The following is a 20,630-nucleotide window of genomic DNA, read 5'->3' as shown; positions in this document are numbered from 1 at the left end:
CTTGGTCCCGATTGAATAAATTAGCGAGCAGGGCAAAGGGGACACCATGAATATCCAACAAGCCATAGCGAAACTGGTGGATGGAGAGCACCTCACCCGTGCGGAAATGCGCGAAACTGTGGGCCAGATAATGCGAGGCGAGACTCAGGAGGCACAAATAGGTGCGTTACTGATAGCCCTGCGCATTCGCGGTGAAACTGTTGATGAGATTGTCGGCGCAGTGGAAACCATGCGTGAGTTGGCAACAAAAGTAAACCTGAACCTGGACAATACGGTGGATATTGTCGGTACCGGCGGTGATGGTGCAAATCTCTTTAATGTATCCAGTGCCAGTAGTTTTGTGGCTGCAGCAGCGGGGGCCAAAGTAGCCAAACACGGCAATCGCTCGGTGTCCTCCAGCAGCGGTTCGGCAGATCTGCTGGAGCGGGCTGGAGTTTATTTGGAATTAAGCCCTGAGCAAATGGCGCGTTGCGTTGAGACTATTGGGATTGGTTTTATGTTTGCCCCTAGTTTCCACAGCGCTGTACGTCATGTCGGGCCTGCACGCAAAGCACTGGGTTTGCGTACTATTTTTAATTTGCTCGGCCCTTTGACTAACCCTGCAGGAGTCACCCGCAAGGTGATAGGTGTTTATGAAAAACGCTATTGCCGTTTGCTGGCAGAAGTTTTGCAGCGGCTGGGCTCCGAGCATGTACTGGTATTACATAGTGAAGATGGTCTGGATGAGGCCAGTATTGCTGCAGATACCCATGCGGTGGAACTTAAAGATGGCACCATTAATGAGTTTACCCTTACCCCTGAGGATTTCTCTATTGAGCGCCGGGATCTGAGTGGCCTGATCGTATCGGGTTCGCAGGAGTCTTTGGCGCTAATTCGCGATGCCTTGGGTAAGCGCGAAACCGAAGCAGGGCAGAAAGCTGCCGATATTATTGCCCTCAACGCCGGTCTCGCCATTTATGTGAGTGGTGTAGCCGGTAGTGCAGAACAGGGAATTGCCATGGCGCAGGATGCCATCGACAGTGGCCTGGCTGCGGAAAAAATGAATGATCTGGCCGCTTTTACCAGCGCCTTTCGCCCCGAGGAAGTAAAGTCGTGAGTACGCCAACAATTTTAAAAACCATAATTGAGCGCAAATGGCAGGAAGTGGCTGAGCGCAAATCTCAGTGCGGTCTGGAGACAATGCGGCTGAGAGCACAGGACCAGCCGCCGGTGCGGGGGTTTGTTGATGCTTTAGAGCGCAAAATTAATGGGGGCGAAGCTGCAGTGATTGCCGAGATCAAAAAGGCATCGCCCAGTAAAGGTGTTATCCGCGAGGATTTCCTACCGGCGGAAATAGCGACCAGCTATGAAAAAGGCGGGGCTGCCTGTTTGTCGGTGCTTACCGATATCGATTTTTTCCAGGGGGCAGACAGCTATTTACAACAGGCGCGTAATGCAGTGCGCCTGCCGGTGTTGCGTAAAGATTTTACTGTGGACCCTTTTCAACTCTACGAGGCCCGGGCAATCGGTGCCGACTGTATACTATTAATTGCCGCTTGCCTGGATGACCAGCAGATGCAGGACTTGAACAGTTTGGCCCTGGAATTGGGCTTGGATGTATTGGTGGAAGTGCACAATCGTTTGGAGCTGGAACGTGCGCTGGTGCTGCCAAATCGCTTGATTGGTATTAATAATCGCAACCTGCATACGTTTGAAGTTCAGCTGGAAAACACGTTTAAATTGCTCGATCTGATTCCAGAGAATCGGATTGTGGTCACTGAAAGTGGAATTCACACCACTGACGATGTTGCGGCCATGCGCGGCCACAATGTCAATACATTCCTGGTTGGGGAGGCATTTATGCGTGAGCAGGAACCCGGGCGCAAATTGATGGAAATGTTTAACTGAAGTGTAAGAACGAATTGTGATTACACTCACATAAAAAAGGGCGATCTTTGGATCGCCCTTTTTTATTAAGATGAGTAAGATTAACGTGTGCCGTAAACCACCATGGTTTTTCCTTTTACGGATACTAAACCTTGCTCTTCCAGGGTTTTTAGTACACGCCCAACCATTTCGCGGGAACAGCCTACAATCCGGCCGATTTCCTGGCGAGTAATTTTAATTTGCATCCCCTCTGGGTGAGTCATCGCATCCGGTTCATTGCACAGATCCAATAGGGTGCGTGCGACACGTCCAGTGACGTCTAGGAAGGCCAAATCGCCCACTTTGCGTGTGGTGTTGCGCAAGCGGCCGGCCATTTGAGTTGCCAGTGCGAAAAGGAATTCTGGGTGTTGGCGGGTGAGCTCCTGAAACTTGGTATAGGAGATTTCTGCTACCTCACATTCAGTCTTGGTGCGGACCCAAGCACTGCGGGTATCCTGATCGAACAGGCCCATTTCTCCGAAAAAGTCTCCATCATTCAGATAGGCGACGATCATTTCACGGCCTTCATCGTCCTCAATCAGAACAGTAACAGAACCGCGCATAATGAAATAAAGGGATTCACAGCGGTCGCCTGCATAGATAATCGTACTTTTGGCCGGGTAGCGACGCCGGTGGCAGTGGGCCAGAAAGTCTTCAATATTGCCGATAGTCATGGGGTCTTCGATAGCAACCGTCACGGATTTATTCCTCATTTTTTGTCTCGTGCCCTATCCCGGCTTTAGCAGCTGAGCACTATTGAATTATCGCGCGAAAAAAGAGTCCCCAACAGAGGCAGGCCACAGCAAAGTTCCGCATTGTGACCTGTGACACCCTGGCGCCGGTGGGTTTGGACTCCAGAGCCGATCGGACGTTCACCGACGAGCTTTGAAATTGCACTGAAATACATTCCGCGCGGAGGCGTGGCTAACACTATACCGGAAATAGTAAGTCGTCGGGATAAACTTGTACGGTATGCTAAGCTTCGCGACTGGAATTTTTGTGGGAGTATGGCGATGCAGGGCAAGGTAACCTGGGTTAACGATTTAACCTTTGTCGGCGAGGCTGGCAGCGGTAATTCGATAGTCATGGAAGGTGGACGCACAAACAACGGCGTTCGCCCCATGGAAATGATTCTGCTCGGTGTTGGTGGTTGCGCGGTTTACGATGTGGTTTCTATATTACAAAAAGCCCGCCAGAACATTATTTCCTGTCATTGTGAGCTCAATGGAGTACGCCCGGATACGACACCGTCGCCATTTGAGCGGATCGAAATGGAATTTGTGGTGCGTGGCCGCGGTTTAAAAGAATCCCATGTAGCGCGCGCGGTGGAGCTGTCTGCGGAAAAATATTGCTCAGCTTCTATTATGCTGCGAAGCGCGGGTGTGGAAATAGTACATAGCTATCGAGTTGAAGAGGAATAAGGGGTGTTTTTAATCGGTCTGGGCATGGCAGGCTGGTGACTGCTGCCACTCAATATCCAGCCGGTGAATTCACTGGGTTTTTACTAGTACCCAGTGAATGCCCATTAGATTTTGTAACTGGCTGAAGTCATTACTTTGGCTACCAGTGACATTGCGCCCTTAACCGGAGCCGGGAATCGTTTGCCCCCCGCTGCCAGGGCTGCATGGGCGTGCTCATCCTCATCAATCAGCATTTGTTCCACAACCGCACGACTTTTTTTGTCCTGGGGTGGGAGTTGCTGCAAATGATTTCGCAAGTGTTTGCAAACCCGTTCTTCTGTTGCGGCGACAAACCCGAGGCTAATGCGGTCGCTAACTTTGCCAGCGGCGGCACCCAAGCCAAAAGACAGTCCGTACCAGAGGGGGTTAAGTAAACTGGGACGACTGTCCAGCTCCCTCAGCCGCTGCTCACACCAGGCCAAGTGATCAATCTCCTCATCGGCAGCGCGTTCCATCTCACCTCGTACCTCAGGTAGCTTCGCCGTGAGGGCCTGCCCTTGGTACAGGGCTTGGGCACATACTTCACCGCTGTGGTTGACACGCATCAGGCCGACAGAGTGACGGCGCTCGGTATCGCTGAACTCGCCCTCGGGCTCTTCTTTGGCTGGGGAGGGGCGTGTATGACAGGGTTCTCCCGGGCTCAAGGTGCGCAGCGCCCTATCAGCCTGAATGAGCAGGCGGTCCAGGCCGCTCAGGTTGCGTTCACTCATATTCTACTGCTCCTCTATTACGGCAACTGCTGAGGCAGTCGCCGTGAGTGGCTTTTACTGCTTGTCACTAACAGTGGCTTCTTCTCTTTCGACAGCGCGGTAGCCGATATCTTTCCGGAAGAACACGCCGTCCCAGTAGATAGTCCGAGCTGATTCATAGGCATTTTCCTGGGCTTCGGCGACAGTATCTCCCAATGCTGTCGCGCACAGCACCCGGCCACCATTGGTGACTACGCGCTCACCATCCAGTGCGGTACCGGCGTGGAAGACCTTGGCGTTGTCACTGTCTGCTTTGTCCAGGCCGCTGATGGCATCGCCTTTGCGGTAGCTGCCGGGATATCCGTGCGCGGCAAGGACCACACCCAGGGCAGGACGGGGGTCCCACTCAGCAGTGACGGTATCCAATTTATTGTCCAGAGCGGCCATGCACAGGTCGACCAGGTCCGACTTCAGGCGAATCATAATTGGCTGGGTTTCCGGATCGCCAAAGCGGCAGTTGTACTCGATGACCTTCGGAGTACCGTCGCTATCGATCATCAGGCCGGCGTAAAGGAAACCGGTGTAAGGTGTACCCTCAGAAGCAAGACCTTTAACAGTGGGTTCGATTACTTCTTGCATAATGCGCTGGTAAATGGTGTCGGTCACTACCGGTGCCGGGGAGTAGGCACCCATACCGCCCGTATTGGGGCCGGTATCGCCATCGCCAACGCGCTTGTGATCCTGGCTGGTGGCCATCGGCAGGATATTTTCTCCGTCCACCATCACGATAAAGCTCGTTTCCTCACCCTGGAGGAACTCCTCGATAACCACGCGGCAGCCGGCTTCACCAAAGGCGTTTCCAGACAGCATATCGCGTACAGCGAGCTCAGCCTGCTCTTCGGTTTCGGCAACGATCACACCCTTGCCCGCAGCCAAGCCGTCGGCTTTAACTACGATGGGCGCGCCGCGCTCGCGAATGTAGGCAACCGCCGGCTCCACTTCGGTGAAATTGCGGTAGGCAGCGGTGGGGATTTTGTGGCGCTCGAGAAAGTCCTTGGTAAAGGCTTTGGAGCCCTCCAGTTGGGAAGCGCCTTTACTGGGGCCAAAAATGGCGAGGCCACGGGCATTAAAGAAATCGACAACACCCTCTACCAGCGGCGCTTCCGGGCCGACAATCGTTAGTTCTACGCCGTTTTCCTCGGCGAAATCTGCCAGGGCGGCGAAGTTATCCACACCGATTGCGATATTTTCCAGCTTGGGTTCGCGGGCAGTGCCGGCGTTGCCCGGGGCAACATAGACGGTACCGACATTTGGGTTTTGCGCTGCTTTCCACGCCAGGGCGTGCTCGCGGCCACCTGATCCGATAACCAATACGTTCATTCTTAAATCCCCCCTAAGTCGACCGATCCGGTCCATTGCACAGGTTATAGGTGTGCTAGTTTAACGTGGAATTGATTCTGGGGCCTGAGTCTCGCCCCTGGATTCAAATGATTTGTGCAGGCTGGTAAGTATCGATACTTCCCAGCCCGTTGATCATAGCCCGCAACAGTAAGCATTTGCGGGCGCACAATCTTAGTGGCGGAAGTGGCGCATACCGGTAAATACCATGGCCATATTGTGCTCGTCCGCTGCGGCGATCACTTCTTCATCGCGCATGGAACCGCCGGGCTGGATGACCGCCTGGATTCCCACAGCGGCAGCATTATCGATGCCGTCGCGGAAGGGGAAGAAGGCATCGGAAGCCATAACGGACCCTGCAACGGCGAGACCGGCGTGCTCGGCCTTGATCGCGGCGATGCGTGCGGAGTTTACGCGGCTCATCTGGCCCGCGCCCACACCCACGGTGCGACCGTCCTTGCCGTATACGATGGCATTGGATTTTACGAACTTGGCCACTTTCCAGGTAAACAGCAGATCGCGGATTTCTTCTTCAGTGGGCTGGCGCTTGGAGACTACTTTCAGGTCGGCAGCGGTGATCAGGCCGTCGTCGCGGTCCTGAACCAGCAGGCCGCCATTAACGCGCTTGTAGTCCAGTGCCGGGGTGCGCTCGCTGCTCCACTGGCCGCATACCAGCAGGCGCAGGTTCTTCTTCTCGGCAATGGCCTGTTTGGCCTCTTCGGAGACTGACGGTGCGATAATGACTTCAACAAACTGTCGCTCGACGATCGCGCGGGCAGTGGCGCCATCGAGTTCCCGGTTGAAGGCGATGATACCGCCAAAGGCGGATTCGCTGTCGGTAGCGAAAGCCAGGTCGTAGGCCTTGTGAATATCTTCAGCAATCGCCACACCGCAGGGATTGGCGTGTTTGACGATCACGCAAGCGGGGTGTTCGAAGGACTTCACGCACTCCAGCGCGGCATCGGTATCGGCGATATTGTTGTAGGACAGCTCTTTGCCCTGCAGCTGGGTGGCAGTGGAAATACTGGCCTCAGCTGGGTTGGCTTCGGTATAGAAAGCGGATTTCTGGTGCGGGTTCTCACCGTAGCGCAGGTCCAGCTTCTTGATGAATTGGCTGTTGTAGGTACGCGGGAACAACTGCTTTTCTTCGCCTTTAATGGCGCCCAGGTAATTGGCAATAGCGCCGTCATAGCCCGCCGTGTGCTCAAAGGCTTTTACCGCCAGGTCAAAGCGGCTGGCGTGGCTCAAGGTGCCATCGTTAGCTTTCATTTCTTCGATGATGTGGCCGTAATCGCTGGCATTGACCACGATAGTGACATCTTTGTGGTTCTTGGCGGCAGCGCGAACCATGGTGGGGCCGCCGATATCGATATTCTCGATAGCGTCTTCGAGGGAACAGTCGGGCTTGGCAACGGTTTGAGCGAAGGGGTAGAGGTTAACCACCACCATATCGATCGGGGTGATACCGTGCTCGCCCATGATGGCATCATCGGTACCACGGCGCCCCAGAATGCCGCCGTGTACTTTCGGGTGCAGAGTTTTGACACGGCCGTCCATCATTTCAGGGAAACCGGTGTAGTCGGAAACTTCTACCACGGGAATACCCGCTTCCTTGAGCTGGCGGTGGGTTCCGCCGGTGGAAAGAATCTCAACCCCCATTGCGGAGAGCTGTTGAGCGAACTCTACAATGCCACTCTTGTCAGAGACACTAATTAGAGCGCGGCGGATGGAAACCTTGTCTGTCATTGCACTTGATCCAACTGGTTTTCGAAAAGGATGTTTAAAGGGTTTTAGCGGTTGTCCACTGTGGCAACAAAAACGCTGCCGGGAAAATAGCGAAGGGGGATGAGTTACCTCATCCCCCTTCAATATTTCGCTCGGTGGGAAGCTTACAGCAGGCCGTAGCGCTTCAGCTTCTTGCGCAGGGTGCCACGGTTGAGACCCAGTAATTGCGCGGCGCGGGTCTGGTTGTGGCGGGTGTATTTCATCACCACTTCGAGCATGGGCGCTTCGATCTCCGACAGCACCATGTCGTAGACATCGGTTACCATCTGGCCATCCAGGTGGCGGAAGTAGTTCTCCATTGCGTGCTCGACGGCATCGCGCAGGGACTGCTGCTGTGGCTGTGCCAGTTGAGTCTGCCCCCTGGAGGATACTTCTTCATTGCCAGTATCCGGAATCAATACTTCGTTATTCATGCCGCTTGTGCCCCTCTCGTTATTCGGCGTTCAAACCACTCGTGAACGCTGGCATGTTGTACTTCTGCACTCTCTATTTGGAAAAAGGTCTTGCGGAAGGACTCGCTATCCGCGAGCGTCTTCAAGTACCAGCCCACATGTTTGCGGGCGATACGGACCCCCATCACCTCACCGTAGAATCGGTGTAGTTCGCCCAAATGGGCGAGCAAAATATTCCTGACTTCATCCAATGTCGGTCCGGGTAGCCGCTCGCCAGTGGCGAGATAGTGGGCTATTTCCCGAAAAATCCATGGTCGTCCCTGTGCTGCACGGCCAATCATGACCGCTGATGCGCCAGTGTAATCGAGCACTTCTTGGGCTCTCTCGGCACTGGTGATGTCGCCATTGGCAAAAACCGGGATCTTCACCCTGGATACAATTTCGGCAATGGTATCGAATTCAGCCCGTCCGTGGTAGCCACAGGCACGAGTACGACCGTGTACCGCTAGAGCGGCAATCCCGGAATCCTCGGCCATCTTGGCTACAGTGACGCCATTGCGGGAATCCGGACACCAGCCGGTGCGGATCTTAAGGGTCACTGGGACGGAAACAGACTGGACTACAGCTTCAAGAATATCTGCAACCAGCTTTTCATCCCGCAGTAGGGCGGAGCCCGCTGCTTTTTTACACACCTTTTTTGCCGGGCAGCCCATATTGATATCGATAATCTGTGCGCCGCGACGCACGTTCTCCCGGGCGGCTTCCGCCATCATTTCGGGGTCACCACCGGCGATCTGTACCGATATCGGTGCCGTTTCTCCACCGTGGTCCAGGCGCAAGCGAGACTTGCGACTGTTCCATAAGCGTGTGTCCGAGGTCACCATTTCCGATACCACCAAACCAGCGCCGAGTTTTCGGCACAGCTGGCGGAAAGGGCGGTCGGTGACACCGGCCATGGGCGCCAGAATTACCGGGTTGTCGATAATATAGGGGCCAATGGCAGTAGACACGGTAGCTCCATTTGGGCTGTAAGAAGGACATCTCGGGCCCCGGCAAAAGAGCCGCCTATGATAGCGGCTGGCCCGATAATGGCAAAGCGAAAAAGCGGGCAATTTGATCGAACTCTATCCGTTTAGCCTGCAGAGTGTGCAATTTATGTGGCTTTTTGTGCCAGTTAACCTCTTTTGTTGGCGCACAATTATTTTTTACGGAGTGATTTTCATCTCATAATTTACTGCTTCAGCGCCTGGATCTACCACCTCAATAGCAATGTGTACAGGGCTGTCCTGAGGCATCAACCTGCGACCGGCCAGCTCCCCCTGCAAATATTCCAGGGGAGAAAATCGGCGGCTTGCGACATTACGATTTTTGAGGTCACTGAAATTCAATAGCAAGTTAGGGAAAGGCTGACTGTAATCAGCGGTATTGACCAGTACTGCATCCACTATCAGTGCGCCTTCCAACTGAGGATGGCTGCGCACCATCAGGTTGGTGGCTTGGATGGCGTTAAGGTCTCGGAGCTGGGGCAGCTTGCAACCGAGCAGTGGACATGCGGAAGCATAGATATTGCGCCAGGGTTGTTTTTTGCTGAGGGTGTCAAACTTGAAGTAGGCAATCTGGGCCAGCAATGTGGTGGTCAGCAGCGGTAGTAGCACCCACCAGACCCAAGATGGCATAACTTTCTTTTGTGGTGTCACTCCCCAGGACATCTCCAGGGGGGCGGGCTGGATAGCGGATATCAATTGTTCCCGCTCGGGCTCTATTTCTGTGTCCGCATCGAGCTCCTCACCGGAAGCAAAAAAAGGTTCACGGCGTCCATCTGGGGCACTGTTTTGGGTAACCGGGTTTTCTTGTACGGAGTCATCAGGAATTGTTGTTGGTCCAGGATCGAATGTATCCGCCCTCTCTGCTTGAGATTCGAGGGGGTGGTCCCATGGGTCGCGGTCCCTGAAATGATCGTTGTACGAAGATATATTGGAATTATTGTCGTTATTACTTACCGAGCGGTGATCGAAATCGGAGACATCATCCCAATCCGGCTTGAGGAAGGACTCTAGATCCTCTTCGGGCTCCTCATGAGCAGCCTCGTCCTGCAGTTCCTGCCACTCATTGTCGCCGAAGGCGTCACCGATCAGTGAATCGGAGTTCGGCTTCCTATCAGCGTTTTGGGCATTATCTGCTTCTATCGCTTGGGGACTCTTGTCTGCCTTTCCTGCTGGAGTGGTCTCCTGCTCCTCGGGCGGGGACGGCTCATCGTCATCCAGTTCGATATCGTCGTGGATTAAGAAGTCGTCATCTTCCAGCAGAGCTTCTAGGTCGTTGCGGGTATTGGTGTTCTCGTCATTAAAGACGATGTTTTCGTCAGCGCGAAAAACCTGCAGGCAGGAGCCGCAACGCACTGCGCCGCGGGCGGCGCGCAATTGCTGGTCATTGATGTGGAAAGAGGTGCTGCAGTGGGGACAGCGGGTTACCAGTTGAGACATTCGACTATGGCGTAGTTTATTTTGCAGTCAAGTTTATCAGTCTGCTCGGCCCCCGCGTAGTGGTGGTTAGCCTATTTAACAGATACGGGTTCCACTCAAGCGCACCCAGCCTTCATGCACTCCGTCTTCATCAAATTCGACGTTTTGTGTATAGGCGGCTTTTACTTGCTCTGCTTGGGATATAAGAATGCCGGAAAGACAGATGCGCCCGCCGACTCTGGTTAATTTGATCAGCTCGGCGGCGAGTTCTACAAGAGGACCTGCGAGGATATTTGCCAGCATTACATCCACGTTTTCCTGTGGCATTTGCTCGGGTAAGTACACAGGAAAACGCTGCGGATCGATACCGTTGCGTTTGGCGTTATCGCGGCTTGCGATCAGGGCCTGGGGGTCAATATCTGTGCCCATTGCCAGTTCAGCACCCAGCAGCAAGGTGCCGATGCCAAGGATGCCGGAACCGCAGCCAAAGTCGATAATGCTTTTGCCCTGTAAAGGCTCCTGAGCCAACCATTGTAAGCAGAGGTAAGTGGTGGGGTGGGTGCCAGTGCCGAAGGCGAGGCCGGGGTCGAGTAGCAGATTAACCGACTCGGGGTGGGGTGGCTCACACCAACTGGGGCAAATCCATAAGTTGTCGCCGCACTGAATCGGCTTGTAGTGCGTCATCCACTCCCGCTCCCAGTCCTTATCTTCCAGTTGCTCCCAGCGAACGTTGGGAAGCAGCTCGCATAGATAAGAGGCTGCCTTGGCTTCGGTGACGGTAGTGTCGATTTCGGCGTCGAACAGACCGGTAACACGGGTCTGGTCCCATAAGGGTACTTCGCCCAGGCCGGGTTCAAGAATAGGCTGGTCTGCGTTGTCCTGCAGGGTGACGGAGACGGCACCGGCAAATAGCAGTGCGTTTTCAATTTTTTCCGCTTGTGCGCGATTGGTATCGACACGGAGTTGTAGCCAGGGCATAGAGGTTCCGTAATGAGTAACTGCTGTGGTGGGTGGTAAGTCCACCCGATCCCTGCGACGGATCGCCGTCCATGGCGCTTGGGTTCGTCGTCTGACGCAATTCTCTCCGACTTTATCCCTGCTGGCGAGGGTTAGAGTCCCAGCTTTTTCTCCAGATAATGAATATTGACCCCGCCTTTGGCAAAGGCCTCATCCCGAACCAATTCTTCCTGCAGTGGGATATTGGTTTTAATGCCATCAATGACCAACTCGGAGAGAGCTACTCGCATGCGCGCGAGAGCGGTATCCCGATCCTCCGCGTAGGTGATTACCTTGGCGATCATCGAGTCGTAATTGGGCGGCACCGAATAACCAGAGTAAAGGTGAGAATCCACACGTACGCCGAGGCCGCCGGGCATATGGAAATTATTCACTTTACCGGGGCTAGGGAAGAAGGTTTGTGGGTCCTCTGCGTTGATTCGGCATTCGAAGGCATGGCCGCGAATTACTATATCTTCCTGCTTCAGGGAGAGTTTCTCTCCGGCGCAGACGCGAATCTGTTCTTTGATCAAGTCGATGCCAGTAACCATTTCGGTGACTGGATGCTCCACCTGGATACGGGTGTTCATTTCAATAAAGTAGAAACGTTCGTTCTCGTAGAGAAACTCGAAGGTGCCAGCACCGCGATAGCCGATATCGATACAAGCCTGCACACAGGAATCCAGCACCTGTTTGCGTACGGCATCGGGGATGCCAGGGGCTGGAGCTTCCTCCAAAACCTTTTGATGGCGGCGCTGCAGTGAGCAATCCCGGTCACCCAGATGTATGGCATTCCCCTGGCCGTCGGACATTACCTGAATTTCCACATGACGCGGATTTTGCAGGAATTTCTCCATATATACAGTGCCGTCGCCAAAAGCAGCCTGAGCTTCGGATTTGGTGACAGCAATGGCATTGACCAGATTATCCGGGCTCTCTACCACACGCATGCCGCGACCACCGCCGCCCGCAGCAGCCTTAATGATGACGGGGTAACCGATATTCTGTGCGATCTCGAGGCAGCGCTCGCTGTTGTCTGGTAGCGGACCATCAGAGCCGGGCACCGTGGGGACCCCCGCTTTTTTCATTGCGGCAATTGCGGATACTTTATCGCCCATCAGGCGAATAACATCTGGATCCGGGCCGATAAAGGTAAAACCGCTCTTCTGCACCTGCTCGGCGAAGTCGGCGTTTTCGGCCAGGAAGCCGTAACCTGGGTGCACGGCCACCGCATCGGTAATTTCCATGGCGGAAATTAGGGCTGGTATATTCAGGTAGCTCTGCGGGGATGGGTTGGGGCCTATACAGACAGATTCATCTGCTAGGCGCACATGCTTCAAGTTGCGGTCCACCAGGGAGTGCACCGCCACAGTGGCGATGCCCATCTCTTTACAGGCGCGCAAAACCCGCAGGGCAATTTCGCCGCGGTTGGCGATCAGGATCTTGTCGAACATTGTGCCTACCCCGCTCAGACGATGGTCACGAGCGGCTGGTCAAACTCTACCGGTTGGCCATCTTCCAGCAGTATGGATTCGATAGTACCGGCTTTGTCAGCTTCGATCTGGTTCATCATCTTCATCGCCTCAACGATGCAAACCACATCGCCGATTTTCACTTGCTGGCCGACTTTCACGAAAGGCTCAGCACCGGGGCTGGGTGCCGCATAATAGGTGCCTACCATGGGGGATTTCACCGCATGACCGCTAACAGCGGGCTTGGATTCCTTTTCAGCTGGCGCAGTAGCTGCGCTTGGAGCGGGGGCTGCCGGTGCAGGAGCCGGTACGGCAGGGGCGCTGTACATCGGCATGACCTGCTGGTTCGCACCGCTCACTCCTCGACTTATGCGCACAGATTCTTCGCCTTCCTTGATCTCCAGCTCGCCGATATCCGATTCCTCGAGCAGTTCAATTAGTTTTTTAATTTTGCGGATATCCATAGTTCATTCACTCGCAGGTTTGATTCATTGGTTTCGAGGCGCCATTCCCAGTTGGTGTATGGCTGCCTGTATTGCCAGCGTGTAGCTGTGTGGGCCGAAGCCGCACACCACACCGCGGGCTATGTCGGATAAGTAAGAGTGGTGCCTGAATTTTTCCCTTGCGTGGGGATTGGACAGGTGTAATTCGATAAACGGTATGGCAACGGCGGCTAGGGCATCTCGCAGAGCGACACTGGTGTGGGTAAACGCCGCAGGGTTGATCACTATGAAATCAACGCCAGTGGAAGACGCCAAATGAATGCGGTCGATCAGGGCAGATTCGCTATTGCTTTGCATGGTCTCCAGCTCGTGCCCGGCATCCTCGCACTGGCGCTCAGCTGCTTCATCAATTTCCGCGAGGGTGCTGGCACCATAGATGTGCGGCTCACGAATGCCGAGCAGGTTGAGGTTGGGGCCGTGCAAGAGTAGGAGTCTAGCCATAATCTGCCTTGAGAATTGTTGCCGAAAAGCCACGAAATGTGGTCTAAAGTTGGCTATCTTGCGGGCAAACTCGAATTTTGGCCTATTTGCCCGAGTGCATTAGGCGAGTGTGCCGCAAAAGTGACTCCCTGTCCATGCCTGTTGAGCAGTTTATCGAAGTTAGCGGCAGTTCGGCGATATTGGGCTAAAAATTAGCGCAAAATATCCAGGTTGTGGCCTTTTTACCCCAGCGAATGGCTACAAAGGCGGAAGTTTCCTCTATGGGATAGATGATGTGCTTAGCCCGCCCTCTGCAGCGGCCTCGAGCTCCATGAGCAACTCCTCACGGGAGAGGATCTGAGGCAGGATTTTGGCGTCACCCCCGCCGGCAGGATAGAGCAAGTACAGGGGTACACTGGTACGTCCGTATTTTGTCAAAAGGGCACTGATATGCGGATCCTGGTTGGTCCAGTCCCCCTTCAGCGCCACGACCCCGAGCTCCTCAATAGCTTTGCTAACTGCATCGCTTGATAGCACCACCTTTTCGTTGGCGAGGCAGGTAATACACCAGGCCGCGGTCATATTGGCTAATACAGCGCGACCCTCTCCTCGTGCGGTTTCCAGCCTTTCTGCCGAATAGGGTTGCCAGTAGTCACTGGTTTGCTGTTGGGCCAGGGGTGTTGTGCTGAGACGCGGTAACAGCATTACTGCGAAAGCGAGCGCGGCAATTGCTACTGTACCGCGTAGCCAATGCCACTGGGGGCGCGGCCAGAGCCAGAGGGCAAATGCGATGGCAACCGTACCTGTGAGAATCAGGGTTACTCCATCTCCACCAGTCTGACGGCCCAGCACCCACAAGAGCCATACCGCAGTCAGGTACATGGGAAATGCCAGCAGCTGCTTGAGTCTATCCATCCAGGGGCCCGGTTGAGGTAGTTTTTTGACTAGACCGGGAATATAGGTCAGCAAAAGGAAGGGGAACGCCATACCAGCGCCCAGGGAGGCAAAAACACTCAGGGCAACGATGGCCGGTTGGGTTACTGCAAATCCCAGCGCAGAGCCCATCAATGGTGCCGTACAGGGACTTGCCACCAGAGTGGCCAGGGCTCCAGAAGTAACGGAGCCGCGTAGACCCTGGCTGTTATTCAGGTTGCTGCCGATACCCATCAGGCCGGCGCCAAACTCAGTGACTCCAGACAAGCTCAACCCCATGATAAAGAAGAGGTAGGCCAGTCCTGCCACCAGCCATGGGGACTGAAGCTGGAACCCCCAGCCGATCGCCTCACCACCGGCGCGCAGCGCCAGCATCACTGCGGCGATAGCAACGAAGCTCAGGACTACTCCCGCGGTGTATGCCCAGCCATGATGGTGACGCTGGCTGTCATTCTGAGCCGCCTGGCTCACGGCCAGTAGCTTGATCGAAAGCACCGGAAAAACACAGGGCATTAGGTTCAGCAGCAATCCGCCGGCGAAAGCGAACAGCAAGGCCAGAGGTAGGGTGATCGAGCTGCTGCCAGCATTGGCTCCCTGGGGTGGGGCGCCGGCCGTCGGATCGGCGACATTGGAGAAGCCGCCTTTCGCCGCCTCAATACTGCCGTCCGAGGTGTTTACGGTGTAGTGGCGGGTCTGGGGGGGGTAACACAGCCCTGCATCAGCGCAGCCCTGGTAGTGCAACTCCAGTTGCGCAGTACCAGCCGTGCTTTTAAGGGCAATAGGGAACTCCAGCTGACCGCGGTAGACTTCTGTCTCTTTCTCGAAATAATCGTCCCAGATCACTTCTCCATTTGGCAGATCCAGGGGCAGCTGGGTCTTTTGTCCACCAGCGATTTGATAGAGGGCAAGTTTGTCACGGTAAAGGTAGTATTCGGGGGCTATTTCAAAGATGGCACTGAGCTGACTGCCGTTGAGAAGCAGGTCTTGCCTGTAGGCTTCATCTACTGGCAGGAAGGTGTTGTCCTGCGAATTGCTTAGACTCGCAAAAGGGTTGTCTGGGCTCTGAGCCAGGGCTTTGGCACCAGACACAAACAGCAGGATCGCCAGCAGGGCGAGGAAATTATTTCTGAAACTTTTGGTCATCACAGCCATAGATGAAAAAATTCATTATAGTCGGGCGCATAGTTCTGACTGCTGCACCGGACAGGGGTTCAGTTGCGCCAGCAGTATAGCGATGCCAGTGGTACAAAAAAACAACAGCGGGGGATTGCTTTGCCGTCATTTGAACGCCTTCACAGCCTTAGTGGCTGCCTGTTCATGATCCTGGTGCTGGGGGCCTGCAGTTCCAATCAGCCAGTTCCCGCTCCACCCACCCCAGCGCCCAAAAAAGCCGGACCCTCAGCGGAGGCAGTAAGGCGGGGCAATGTGAATTTCTTCCTAAAGCGTGCTGAACAAGCCCTGCGCAAGGGGTATCTGACTCAGCCGGCTGGCGCCAGCGCCTATGACTATTACTTGAGGGTACAGCAGCTAGATCCCGGAAATCGCGGGGCGCAAACCGGCATACAGACCATTGTCGTCACCTATGTGGAGCAGGCCCGGGAGGCCCTGCGCCGGCGGGCGTTTGGCGAGGTGCAAACCCTCCTCAAGCGCGCGGAGATGCTTGCGCCAGGCAATGCTCTGGTAGCTGAGGTTCGCGAGAACTTGCTGCGGGAAAGGGGGCGGGCGCGATTAGACCTGCCAGAGGGAGAGAGTATCGGACTTCCGGCTGCAGAGCTGAATGCCAGGTCTAAACATCTCTCCAGTCAGTTGGAAAAGATTGCGCAAAGAATCCGCAAAGAGCAGTTACGCGTCATTATTGTTGCCAGGGACGATGCTGAAGGGCGTTGGATTTACCAGCAGTTGCGCGAAGCTGTGCCTGGTTACCGTGTGCGGGGCGACATAAAGGTCGGTAGCCCGGCGCGACTAGTTCTTGTTAAACCCAGTGGAGGGGTCCAGTGAAAAAACCAGTTTTGTCCGTATGGATAATTGCTGTCGGTGTTCTGTTGTTTGTTAGCAGGGCTTACGCAATAGCCCTGCCTTTACAGGTAGAGGGCTATGCGCGTGAGACGCCCCCAGGTGCCCCAATGAGCGCAGCCTATTTGTCACTTCACAATACAGGAGAGCATTTGCTGTTACTCAAAGCTGTGGAGTTGCGGGGAAAGCAGGATATTGGTGTTGACCTACATACCACTGAGAGCAGTGATGGCATCAGCCGAATGCGTCCGCTAGAGCAATTGGCGATTGCCGCCGGCCAGAAGCTACAGATGGCTCCGGGGGGAGTGCACCTGATGATCCATGGATTACAACTGCGAGAAGGGGAATTACTGCCCCTGCGCCTGGTCTTTACCAACGGTTCCAGTCTTGAGATTGAAGTACCGGTTGTCGGGCCGAATAAAGCAGACAAAGAGCATCATCATCACCATGGCTGAGCCGAACTAGTTTTTTGTTGAAGTAAGGGGAGGAAATAATGAAAAAATTATTATTGTTTATAGGGGCCCTGTGTTTAGCTGGTTGTGCCCATAGCCCGTTGCAAATCCAGTTGGAGCCACAAGTGCAAGTTGCTTCCGAGTCCTTGGGAGCCGGCCATAGCCTGAGTGTGCGCGGAATCAATGAATTGCCCAACGGTGGCCTGGGTTCTTTGGGGGGGGTTTATGCTGAGACCTCTCAAGTAAGTATCGGCAATGATGCGGGAGAAGCGATTGCCTCGGGTTTACGCCAGGGTTTTGCTAATTGGTCTTTTCGTATCACAGATACCGCCCCCGAAGTACAAGTGGTGGCAAAACTGGTAAAACTCACTTACAACAGTCCCAACACTGTCTACACAACCACTATCGATACCTCAGCTGAAATCCACCTGGAAGTGACTGCTGGAGCCGCCTCATATTTTGCGACTTACAGTACGTCGGGTAAGGATCGCAACCTGGTCAAGCCCAGTCGTGAAGAGGTACAAACCCGGGTTAACGGATTGTTGAGTGCCACCCTGCAAAAAATATTTGATGATGAGAAGCTTAAAAACTTCTTGCTAACTCATCTTTGAATGTGCAATTTAGGCGCCATGTAAGAATGGTGCGGCTGGGAGGCTGAATAATTGAATAAAATCGGCGATCTTGGACGACGATGTCGATATATTCCTTTAGTTTGTGGAAGGAACAACTCTGCAACAACAGAGTTGCCTGCCAAACTGCCTCGCCCGCTCTGGAAATATGGCTGTGACTCTGTTTGATCCAGGCTCTGCCAGGTATCTGGGGCCACTTGCCCAATTGGAAGAGCGCTTCAATCCCAGCGAGCAGGTGAGTCTGCAAGCGGCGGAAGCTGCTCTGGGCGAGATTGCCGATGGAGTGATAGTTACTGACCCCAGCGGGACAGTACTCTATGCCAATCCACTAGTCAGTGAAATGAGTGGGGATCTGGTTGGGTTGCTGCCAGGCCAGTCGTTGAATGACGGATTGATACTCTGGGATGAAAAAGGCGTGCCGCTTCCGCCATTGCTACCGGATTCTCCCGCTGACGAAGTGCCGAGTACCCAGGAAATCAGCGCTTGTATCCACCGACCTGGAGATAGTCGCCCGCCCTTAGAGGTTACAGTACAAGTAATGGCGCTCTGGGATGCCGGTGAATTGAAGCACTATGTACTTGTGTTACGTGATACCTCCGCTGCCCGACGTATTTCTACCCGCCTAAGCTGGCAAACCAGTCACGATACACTCACTCGCCTGCCAAACCGCCAGTATTTTGAGAGCGAGCTGCAAAAACTCCTGTCTCAATGCGTCGATAAACGCCAGCACCACGTACTTCTTTACCTGGATGTATACCAGTTCAAGGTGATCAACGACACTCTCGGCTTTGTCGCCGGTGACCAGCTGCTGGTTCAGTTGGTTACCCTGTTGCAGCGGGGTTTGTCCAGTTCCGATCTGTTTGCTCGGGTGGGTAGCGATGAGTTTGCCATCCTGTTGAGAGATTGCACCCTGGAAGAGGGGGGGCGGGTAGTTGCGCGCCTGCGAGAATCCGTGCAGGAGTTTAGATTCCACTGGTTGGGCAATGACAACCGGGTGGCTATTTCCATTGGTGTGGTGGGAGTGGACCGCTTTACTCCCAATGCCAGTCAGCTACTTGCCACTGCCAATGATGCGTGCTGTTCAGCGCGGGAGCAGGGGCGTAACCGGGTTAAATTATTTGGTGACTCCCGCAAGTCGCTGGAGAAACGCCGTGAAACCACTTGGGTGGCAGAGATCCATGCGGCCCTGCGTGAAGATCGCCTGATTCTCTATAGGCAGCCGGTAGTCGCACTCCAGGGAGAGCGCAAGGTACACCATTTTGAGATTCTGGTGCGCATGCGTGGCCGGGATGGAGGGGTGATTTCTCCAGGCCTGTTTCTGCCAGCAGCCGAGCGCTACGGCTTGATCGAGGAGGTCGATCGCTGGGTAATCCGCAAGGTGTTCCACTATATGGCCCAGGAGCAACATATCGGGATTGCCGGCACCAGCTATGCCATTAATATCTCCGGTATCAGCCTGGGTGACGAGACTTTTGCCGATTTTGCACTGCAGGAGTTAGCCGATGCGGGAGTCACACCTTCAAGAGTGCAGTTTGAGATTACCGAAACCAGCGCAATTAATAATTTGGAGCGTGCGTTAATCTTTATTCACAAGCTGCGCGCAGCCGGTTGCAGTTTTGCCCTGGATGATTTTGGTCGCGGTGTTTCCTCCCTGGCCTACCTGCGCCAGCTGCCGGTGGACTACCTCAAAATTGATGGAAGCTTTGTGCGCAATATGCTTGAGGATGAAATTGATAGTGCCATGGTGAGCACTATCGATCATCTGGCCAAGCGTATGGGTATCAGTACTATCGCCGAATATGTGGAGAGCCCGGAACTGATGGAGCGGCTTTGTCAGATGGGGGTGGACTACGCCCAGGGCTTTGGTATTGCCGCTGCCACCGGGCTGCCCGAAATAGGGGATTTCCAAGGCCTTTGAAATAGAGAGGCGGCCATAAGGCCGCTTACCAATTACCATCCATATAACAGCGAACCTTTTAAATAACTGCTGCGAGCAGTTCTGAGTGCTGTTCAGCCTGCAGGCGGGGACCATACTGGCTAACCACTTGCGCGGCGGCGCGACAAGCCAGTTCTCCCGCCTCTACAAACCCCATTTCCCGGTTGATCCCGTACAGGAAAGCACCTGCAAACATATCCCCGGCGCCATTGGTATCGATGGCATGGACTTCGGGGCTGGCCACGCGTTTAAGCTGTGTGCCATCCCACAGGAGTGCTCCATCGGCGCCGAGGGTGATAGCGAAGCTGCGGCAATAGTCACGCAGTGCTTCGGCGGCTGCATCCAGGGAATCGGTTCCGGTAAAGCCTAGGGCTTCATCGCGGTTGCAGAATAGGATATCTACGCCACCACCAATCATTTCCCGCAGGCCTTCGCCGAAGAACTGTACCATTGCCGGATCAGACAGGCTCAGGGCGGTTTTTACTCCAGCCTGTTGTGCCTGCTCGCGCAGGGTGATCGCTGCTTTACGGCCGGTCTCGGAAGAGACCAGGTAGCCTTCGATATAAGCCCATTGGGAGGATGCCAGAGCTTCATTGTCCAGTTCGGCCACAGACAACTTCTCGCTAATACCCAGGTAGGTATTCATACTGCGTTCGGCATCCGGGGTAATCAGTACCAGGCACTTGCCTGTGGTACCCCCATCGGCTTCCTGCAGGCTGGCAGGATAGTCGACGCCTGCGGCACTGAGATTATTGCGATAAAAATCGCCATTATCATCTGCAGCAACTTTACAGGAGTAAAAAGTGTTCAGTCCGAAATAGCTGGCAGCAATTACAGTGTTGGCGCCAGAGCCACCGCAGGCACGCTTGGCTGTGACCAAGTGATCCTGCAGGTCATCTACAAGCTGCTGCTGCCTGGCATCGTCGACCAGAGTCATGATTCCCTTTTCAACACCGAGGGCTGACAAGTCCGTGTCGGATACTTCAATTTCCGTATCCAGCAGGGCGGCGCCAATGCCGTAGAGATCGTATTGCCTCATATCTATCCTTTTCGGGGTATTTGTCTAGATTTCCGCCGCATTATGGCTGTGATTACAGCAAGTGCAAGGCGGTAGGTTTGACTTCAGCGAGGCATTGTTTATAAAGGCGCGTTAAGCCTCAATATGAACTAATAGGGCGTACTTGT

The 20,630-nt window shown here is 54.4% G+C and carries 20 protein-coding genes; 7 read left to right on the top strand and 13 right to left on the bottom strand.

The features are described from left to right. The first annotated feature begins 46 nt into the window (after positions 1-46). Together trpD and trpC are read left to right on the top strand one after the other, a co-directional pair. Positions 47-1,096, top strand: coding sequence for an anthranilate phosphoribosyltransferase (gene trpD / locus ABWV76_RS19940; RefSeq protein ID WP_020411502.1), 1,050 nt, complete (start codon positions 47-49; stop codon positions 1,094-1,096). Then, the gene (trpC, locus tag ABWV76_RS19935) at positions 1,093-1,887 is read left to right on the top strand and encodes an indole-3-glycerol phosphate synthase TrpC (RefSeq protein WP_020411501.1); all 795 of its coding nucleotides are present in this window, start codon (positions 1,093-1,095) and stop codon (positions 1,885-1,887) included. The genes trpD and trpC overlap by 4 nt, the downstream gene beginning before the upstream one ends. Positions 1,888-1,967: 80 nt before the next feature. On the opposite strand, the gene crp is transcribed toward trpC, so the two are convergent. After that, complete coding sequence (gene crp / locus ABWV76_RS19930) at positions 1,968-2,618, bottom strand: cAMP-activated global transcriptional regulator CRP (protein WP_051089460.1); 651 nt, start codon at positions 2,616-2,618, stop codon at positions 1,968-1,970. A 300-nt stretch (positions 2,619-2,918) separates the two neighbouring features. On the opposite strand from crp, the gene ABWV76_RS19925 reads away from it, so the two are divergent. Next, positions 2,919-3,326, top strand: coding sequence for an OsmC family protein (locus tag ABWV76_RS19925; RefSeq protein WP_353377063.1), 408 nt, complete (start codon positions 2,919-2,921; stop codon positions 3,324-3,326). A 104-nt stretch (positions 3,327-3,430) separates the two neighbouring features. On the opposite strand, the gene coq7 is transcribed toward ABWV76_RS19925, so the two are convergent. From coq7 to ABWV76_RS19870, 11 genes are all read right to left on the bottom strand, one after another. Continuing rightward, positions 3,431-4,075, bottom strand: a complete 645-nt coding sequence (gene coq7, locus ABWV76_RS19920; protein WP_353377062.1) for a 2-polyprenyl-3-methyl-6-methoxy-1,4-benzoquinone monooxygenase — start codon at positions 4,073-4,075, stop codon at positions 3,431-3,433. Between the two features lie 54 nt (positions 4,076-4,129). Then, positions 4,130-5,434: a phosphoribosylamine--glycine ligase gene (gene purD, locus ABWV76_RS19915; protein ID WP_353377061.1), complete on the bottom strand. Its 1,305-nt coding sequence runs from the start codon at positions 5,432-5,434 to the stop codon at positions 4,130-4,132. 192 nt (positions 5,435-5,626) lie between these two features. Then, the gene (gene purH, locus ABWV76_RS19910) at positions 5,627-7,198 is read right to left on the bottom strand and encodes a bifunctional phosphoribosylaminoimidazolecarboxamide formyltransferase/IMP cyclohydrolase (RefSeq protein ID WP_020411496.1); all 1,572 of its coding nucleotides are present in this window, start codon (positions 7,196-7,198) and stop codon (positions 5,627-5,629) included. 143 nt (positions 7,199-7,341) lie between these two features. Continuing rightward, positions 7,342-7,650, bottom strand: a complete 309-nt coding sequence (gene fis, locus ABWV76_RS19905; protein ID WP_020411495.1) for a DNA-binding transcriptional regulator Fis — start codon at positions 7,648-7,650, stop codon at positions 7,342-7,344. Beyond that, complete coding sequence (dusB, locus tag ABWV76_RS19900; RefSeq protein WP_444902292.1) at positions 7,647-8,639, bottom strand: tRNA dihydrouridine synthase DusB; 993 nt, start codon at positions 8,637-8,639, stop codon at positions 7,647-7,649. The genes fis and dusB overlap by 4 nt, the downstream gene beginning before the upstream one ends. Positions 8,640-8,834: 195 nt before the next feature. Further along, the gene (locus ABWV76_RS19895; RefSeq protein ID WP_353377060.1) at positions 8,835-10,112 is read right to left on the bottom strand and encodes a DUF3426 domain-containing protein; all 1,278 of its coding nucleotides are present in this window, start codon (positions 10,110-10,112) and stop codon (positions 8,835-8,837) included. Positions 10,113-10,187: 75 nt separating this feature from the next. After that, positions 10,188-11,069, bottom strand: a complete 882-nt coding sequence (gene prmA, locus ABWV76_RS19890; RefSeq protein WP_353377059.1) for a 50S ribosomal protein L11 methyltransferase — start codon at positions 11,067-11,069, stop codon at positions 10,188-10,190. A gap of 131 nt (positions 11,070-11,200) precedes the next feature. After that, complete coding sequence (gene accC, locus ABWV76_RS19885; RefSeq protein WP_020411491.1) at positions 11,201-12,541, bottom strand: acetyl-CoA carboxylase biotin carboxylase subunit; 1,341 nt, start codon at positions 12,539-12,541, stop codon at positions 11,201-11,203. 14 nt (positions 12,542-12,555) lie between these two features. Then, the gene (accB, locus tag ABWV76_RS19880; RefSeq protein ID WP_020411490.1) at positions 12,556-13,023 is read right to left on the bottom strand and encodes an acetyl-CoA carboxylase biotin carboxyl carrier protein; all 468 of its coding nucleotides are present in this window, start codon (positions 13,021-13,023) and stop codon (positions 12,556-12,558) included. Positions 13,024-13,047: 24 nt separating this feature from the next. After that, on the bottom strand, positions 13,048-13,503 hold the full coding sequence (gene aroQ / locus ABWV76_RS19875; RefSeq protein WP_020411489.1) for a type II 3-dehydroquinate dehydratase: 456 nt from the start codon (positions 13,501-13,503) through the stop codon (positions 13,048-13,050). Positions 13,504-13,761: 258 nt separating this feature from the next. Continuing rightward, positions 13,762-15,558, bottom strand: a complete 1,797-nt coding sequence (locus tag ABWV76_RS19870; protein WP_353377058.1) for a protein-disulfide reductase DsbD family protein — start codon at positions 15,556-15,558, stop codon at positions 13,762-13,764. A gap of 72 nt (positions 15,559-15,630) precedes the next feature. On the opposite strand from ABWV76_RS19870, the gene ABWV76_RS19865 reads away from it, so the two are divergent. From ABWV76_RS19865 to ABWV76_RS19850, 4 genes are all read left to right on the top strand, one after another. Further along, positions 15,631-16,413 carry an N-acetylglucosaminyltransferase gene (locus ABWV76_RS19865; RefSeq protein ID WP_353377057.1) on the top strand — a complete coding sequence of 261 codons (783 nt, stop codon included), beginning with the start codon at positions 15,631-15,633 and terminating at the stop codon, positions 16,411-16,413. Beyond that, positions 16,410-16,883, top strand: coding sequence for a copper chaperone PCu(A)C (locus ABWV76_RS19860; protein ID WP_020411486.1), 474 nt, complete (start codon positions 16,410-16,412; stop codon positions 16,881-16,883). Before ABWV76_RS19865 ends, ABWV76_RS19860 begins: the two co-directional genes overlap by 4 nt. A gap of 38 nt (positions 16,884-16,921) precedes the next feature. Further along, entirely contained in the window at positions 16,922-17,491 is a 570-nt protein-coding gene (locus tag ABWV76_RS19855; protein ID WP_353377056.1) for a YajG family lipoprotein, read from the top strand. Positions 17,492-17,657: 166 nt separating this feature from the next. Continuing rightward, a complete protein-coding gene (locus tag ABWV76_RS19850) occupies positions 17,658-19,427 on the top strand; it encodes an EAL domain-containing protein (protein ID WP_020411484.1) in 1,770 nt (589 codons plus the stop codon). 58 nt (positions 19,428-19,485) lie between these two features. On the opposite strand, the gene ABWV76_RS19845 is transcribed toward ABWV76_RS19850, so the two are convergent. Next, positions 19,486-20,484 carry an adenosine kinase gene (locus tag ABWV76_RS19845; RefSeq protein WP_020411483.1) on the bottom strand — a complete coding sequence of 333 codons (999 nt, stop codon included), beginning with the start codon at positions 20,482-20,484 and terminating at the stop codon, positions 19,486-19,488. Positions 20,485-20,630: the final 146 nt, after the last annotated feature.

Origin of the sequence: Microbulbifer sp. NBRC 101763 (assembly GCF_040371615.1) — a bacterium.
GTDB classification, from domain to species: domain Bacteria; phylum Pseudomonadota; class Gammaproteobacteria; order Pseudomonadales; family Cellvibrionaceae; genus Microbulbifer; species Microbulbifer variabilis.
This window is presented reverse-complemented; position numbering and strand designations above follow the sequence as displayed.

What these genes read in the sequence shown, in the direction of transcription:
- trpD (WP_020411502.1), top strand. Translation starts at nt 47, where the DNA reads ATGAATATCCAACAAGCCATAGCGAAACTGGTGGATGGAGAGCACCTC.
- ABWV76_RS19925 (WP_353377063.1), top strand. Translation starts at nt 2,919, where the DNA reads ATGCAGGGCAAGGTAACCTGGGTTAACGATTTAACCTTTGTCGGCGAG.
- accC (WP_020411491.1), bottom strand. Translation starts at nt 12,541, where the DNA reads ATGTTCGACAAGATCCTGATCGCCAACCGCGGCGAAATTGCCCTGCGG.
- ABWV76_RS19870 (WP_353377058.1), bottom strand. Translation starts at nt 15,558, where the DNA reads ATGACCAAAAGTTTCAGAAATAATTTCCTCGCCCTGCTGGCGATCCTG.
- purH (WP_020411496.1), bottom strand. Translation starts at nt 7,198, where the DNA reads ATGACAGACAAGGTTTCCATCCGCCGCGCTCTAATTAGTGTCTCTGAC.
- ABWV76_RS19845 (WP_020411483.1), bottom strand. Translation starts at nt 20,484, where the DNA reads ATGAGGCAATACGATCTCTACGGCATTGGCGCCGCCCTGCTGGATACG.
- ABWV76_RS19895 (WP_353377060.1), bottom strand. Translation starts at nt 10,112, where the DNA reads ATGTCTCAACTGGTAACCCGCTGTCCCCACTGCAGCACCTCTTTCCAC.
- fis (WP_020411495.1), bottom strand. Translation starts at nt 7,650, where the DNA reads ATGAATAACGAAGTATTGATTCCGGATACTGGCAATGAAGAAGTATCC.
- accB (WP_020411490.1), bottom strand. Translation starts at nt 13,023, where the DNA reads ATGGATATCCGCAAAATTAAAAAACTAATTGAACTGCTCGAGGAATCG.
- crp (WP_051089460.1), bottom strand. Translation starts at nt 2,618, where the DNA reads ATGAGGAATAAATCCGTGACGGTTGCTATCGAAGACCCCATGACTATC.
- purD (WP_353377061.1), bottom strand. Translation starts at nt 5,434, where the DNA reads ATGAACGTATTGGTTATCGGATCAGGTGGCCGCGAGCACGCCCTGGCG.
- prmA (WP_353377059.1), bottom strand. Translation starts at nt 11,069, where the DNA reads ATGCCCTGGCTACAACTCCGTGTCGATACCAATCGCGCACAAGCGGAA.
- ABWV76_RS19855 (WP_353377056.1), top strand. Translation starts at nt 16,922, where the DNA reads ATGAAAAAATTATTATTGTTTATAGGGGCCCTGTGTTTAGCTGGTTGT.
- aroQ (WP_020411489.1), bottom strand. Translation starts at nt 13,503, where the DNA reads ATGGCTAGACTCCTACTCTTGCACGGCCCCAACCTCAACCTGCTCGGC.
- ABWV76_RS19850 (WP_020411484.1), top strand. Translation starts at nt 17,658, where the DNA reads ATGGCTGTGACTCTGTTTGATCCAGGCTCTGCCAGGTATCTGGGGCCA.
- coq7 (WP_353377062.1), bottom strand. Translation starts at nt 4,075, where the DNA reads ATGAGTGAACGCAACCTGAGCGGCCTGGACCGCCTGCTCATTCAGGCT.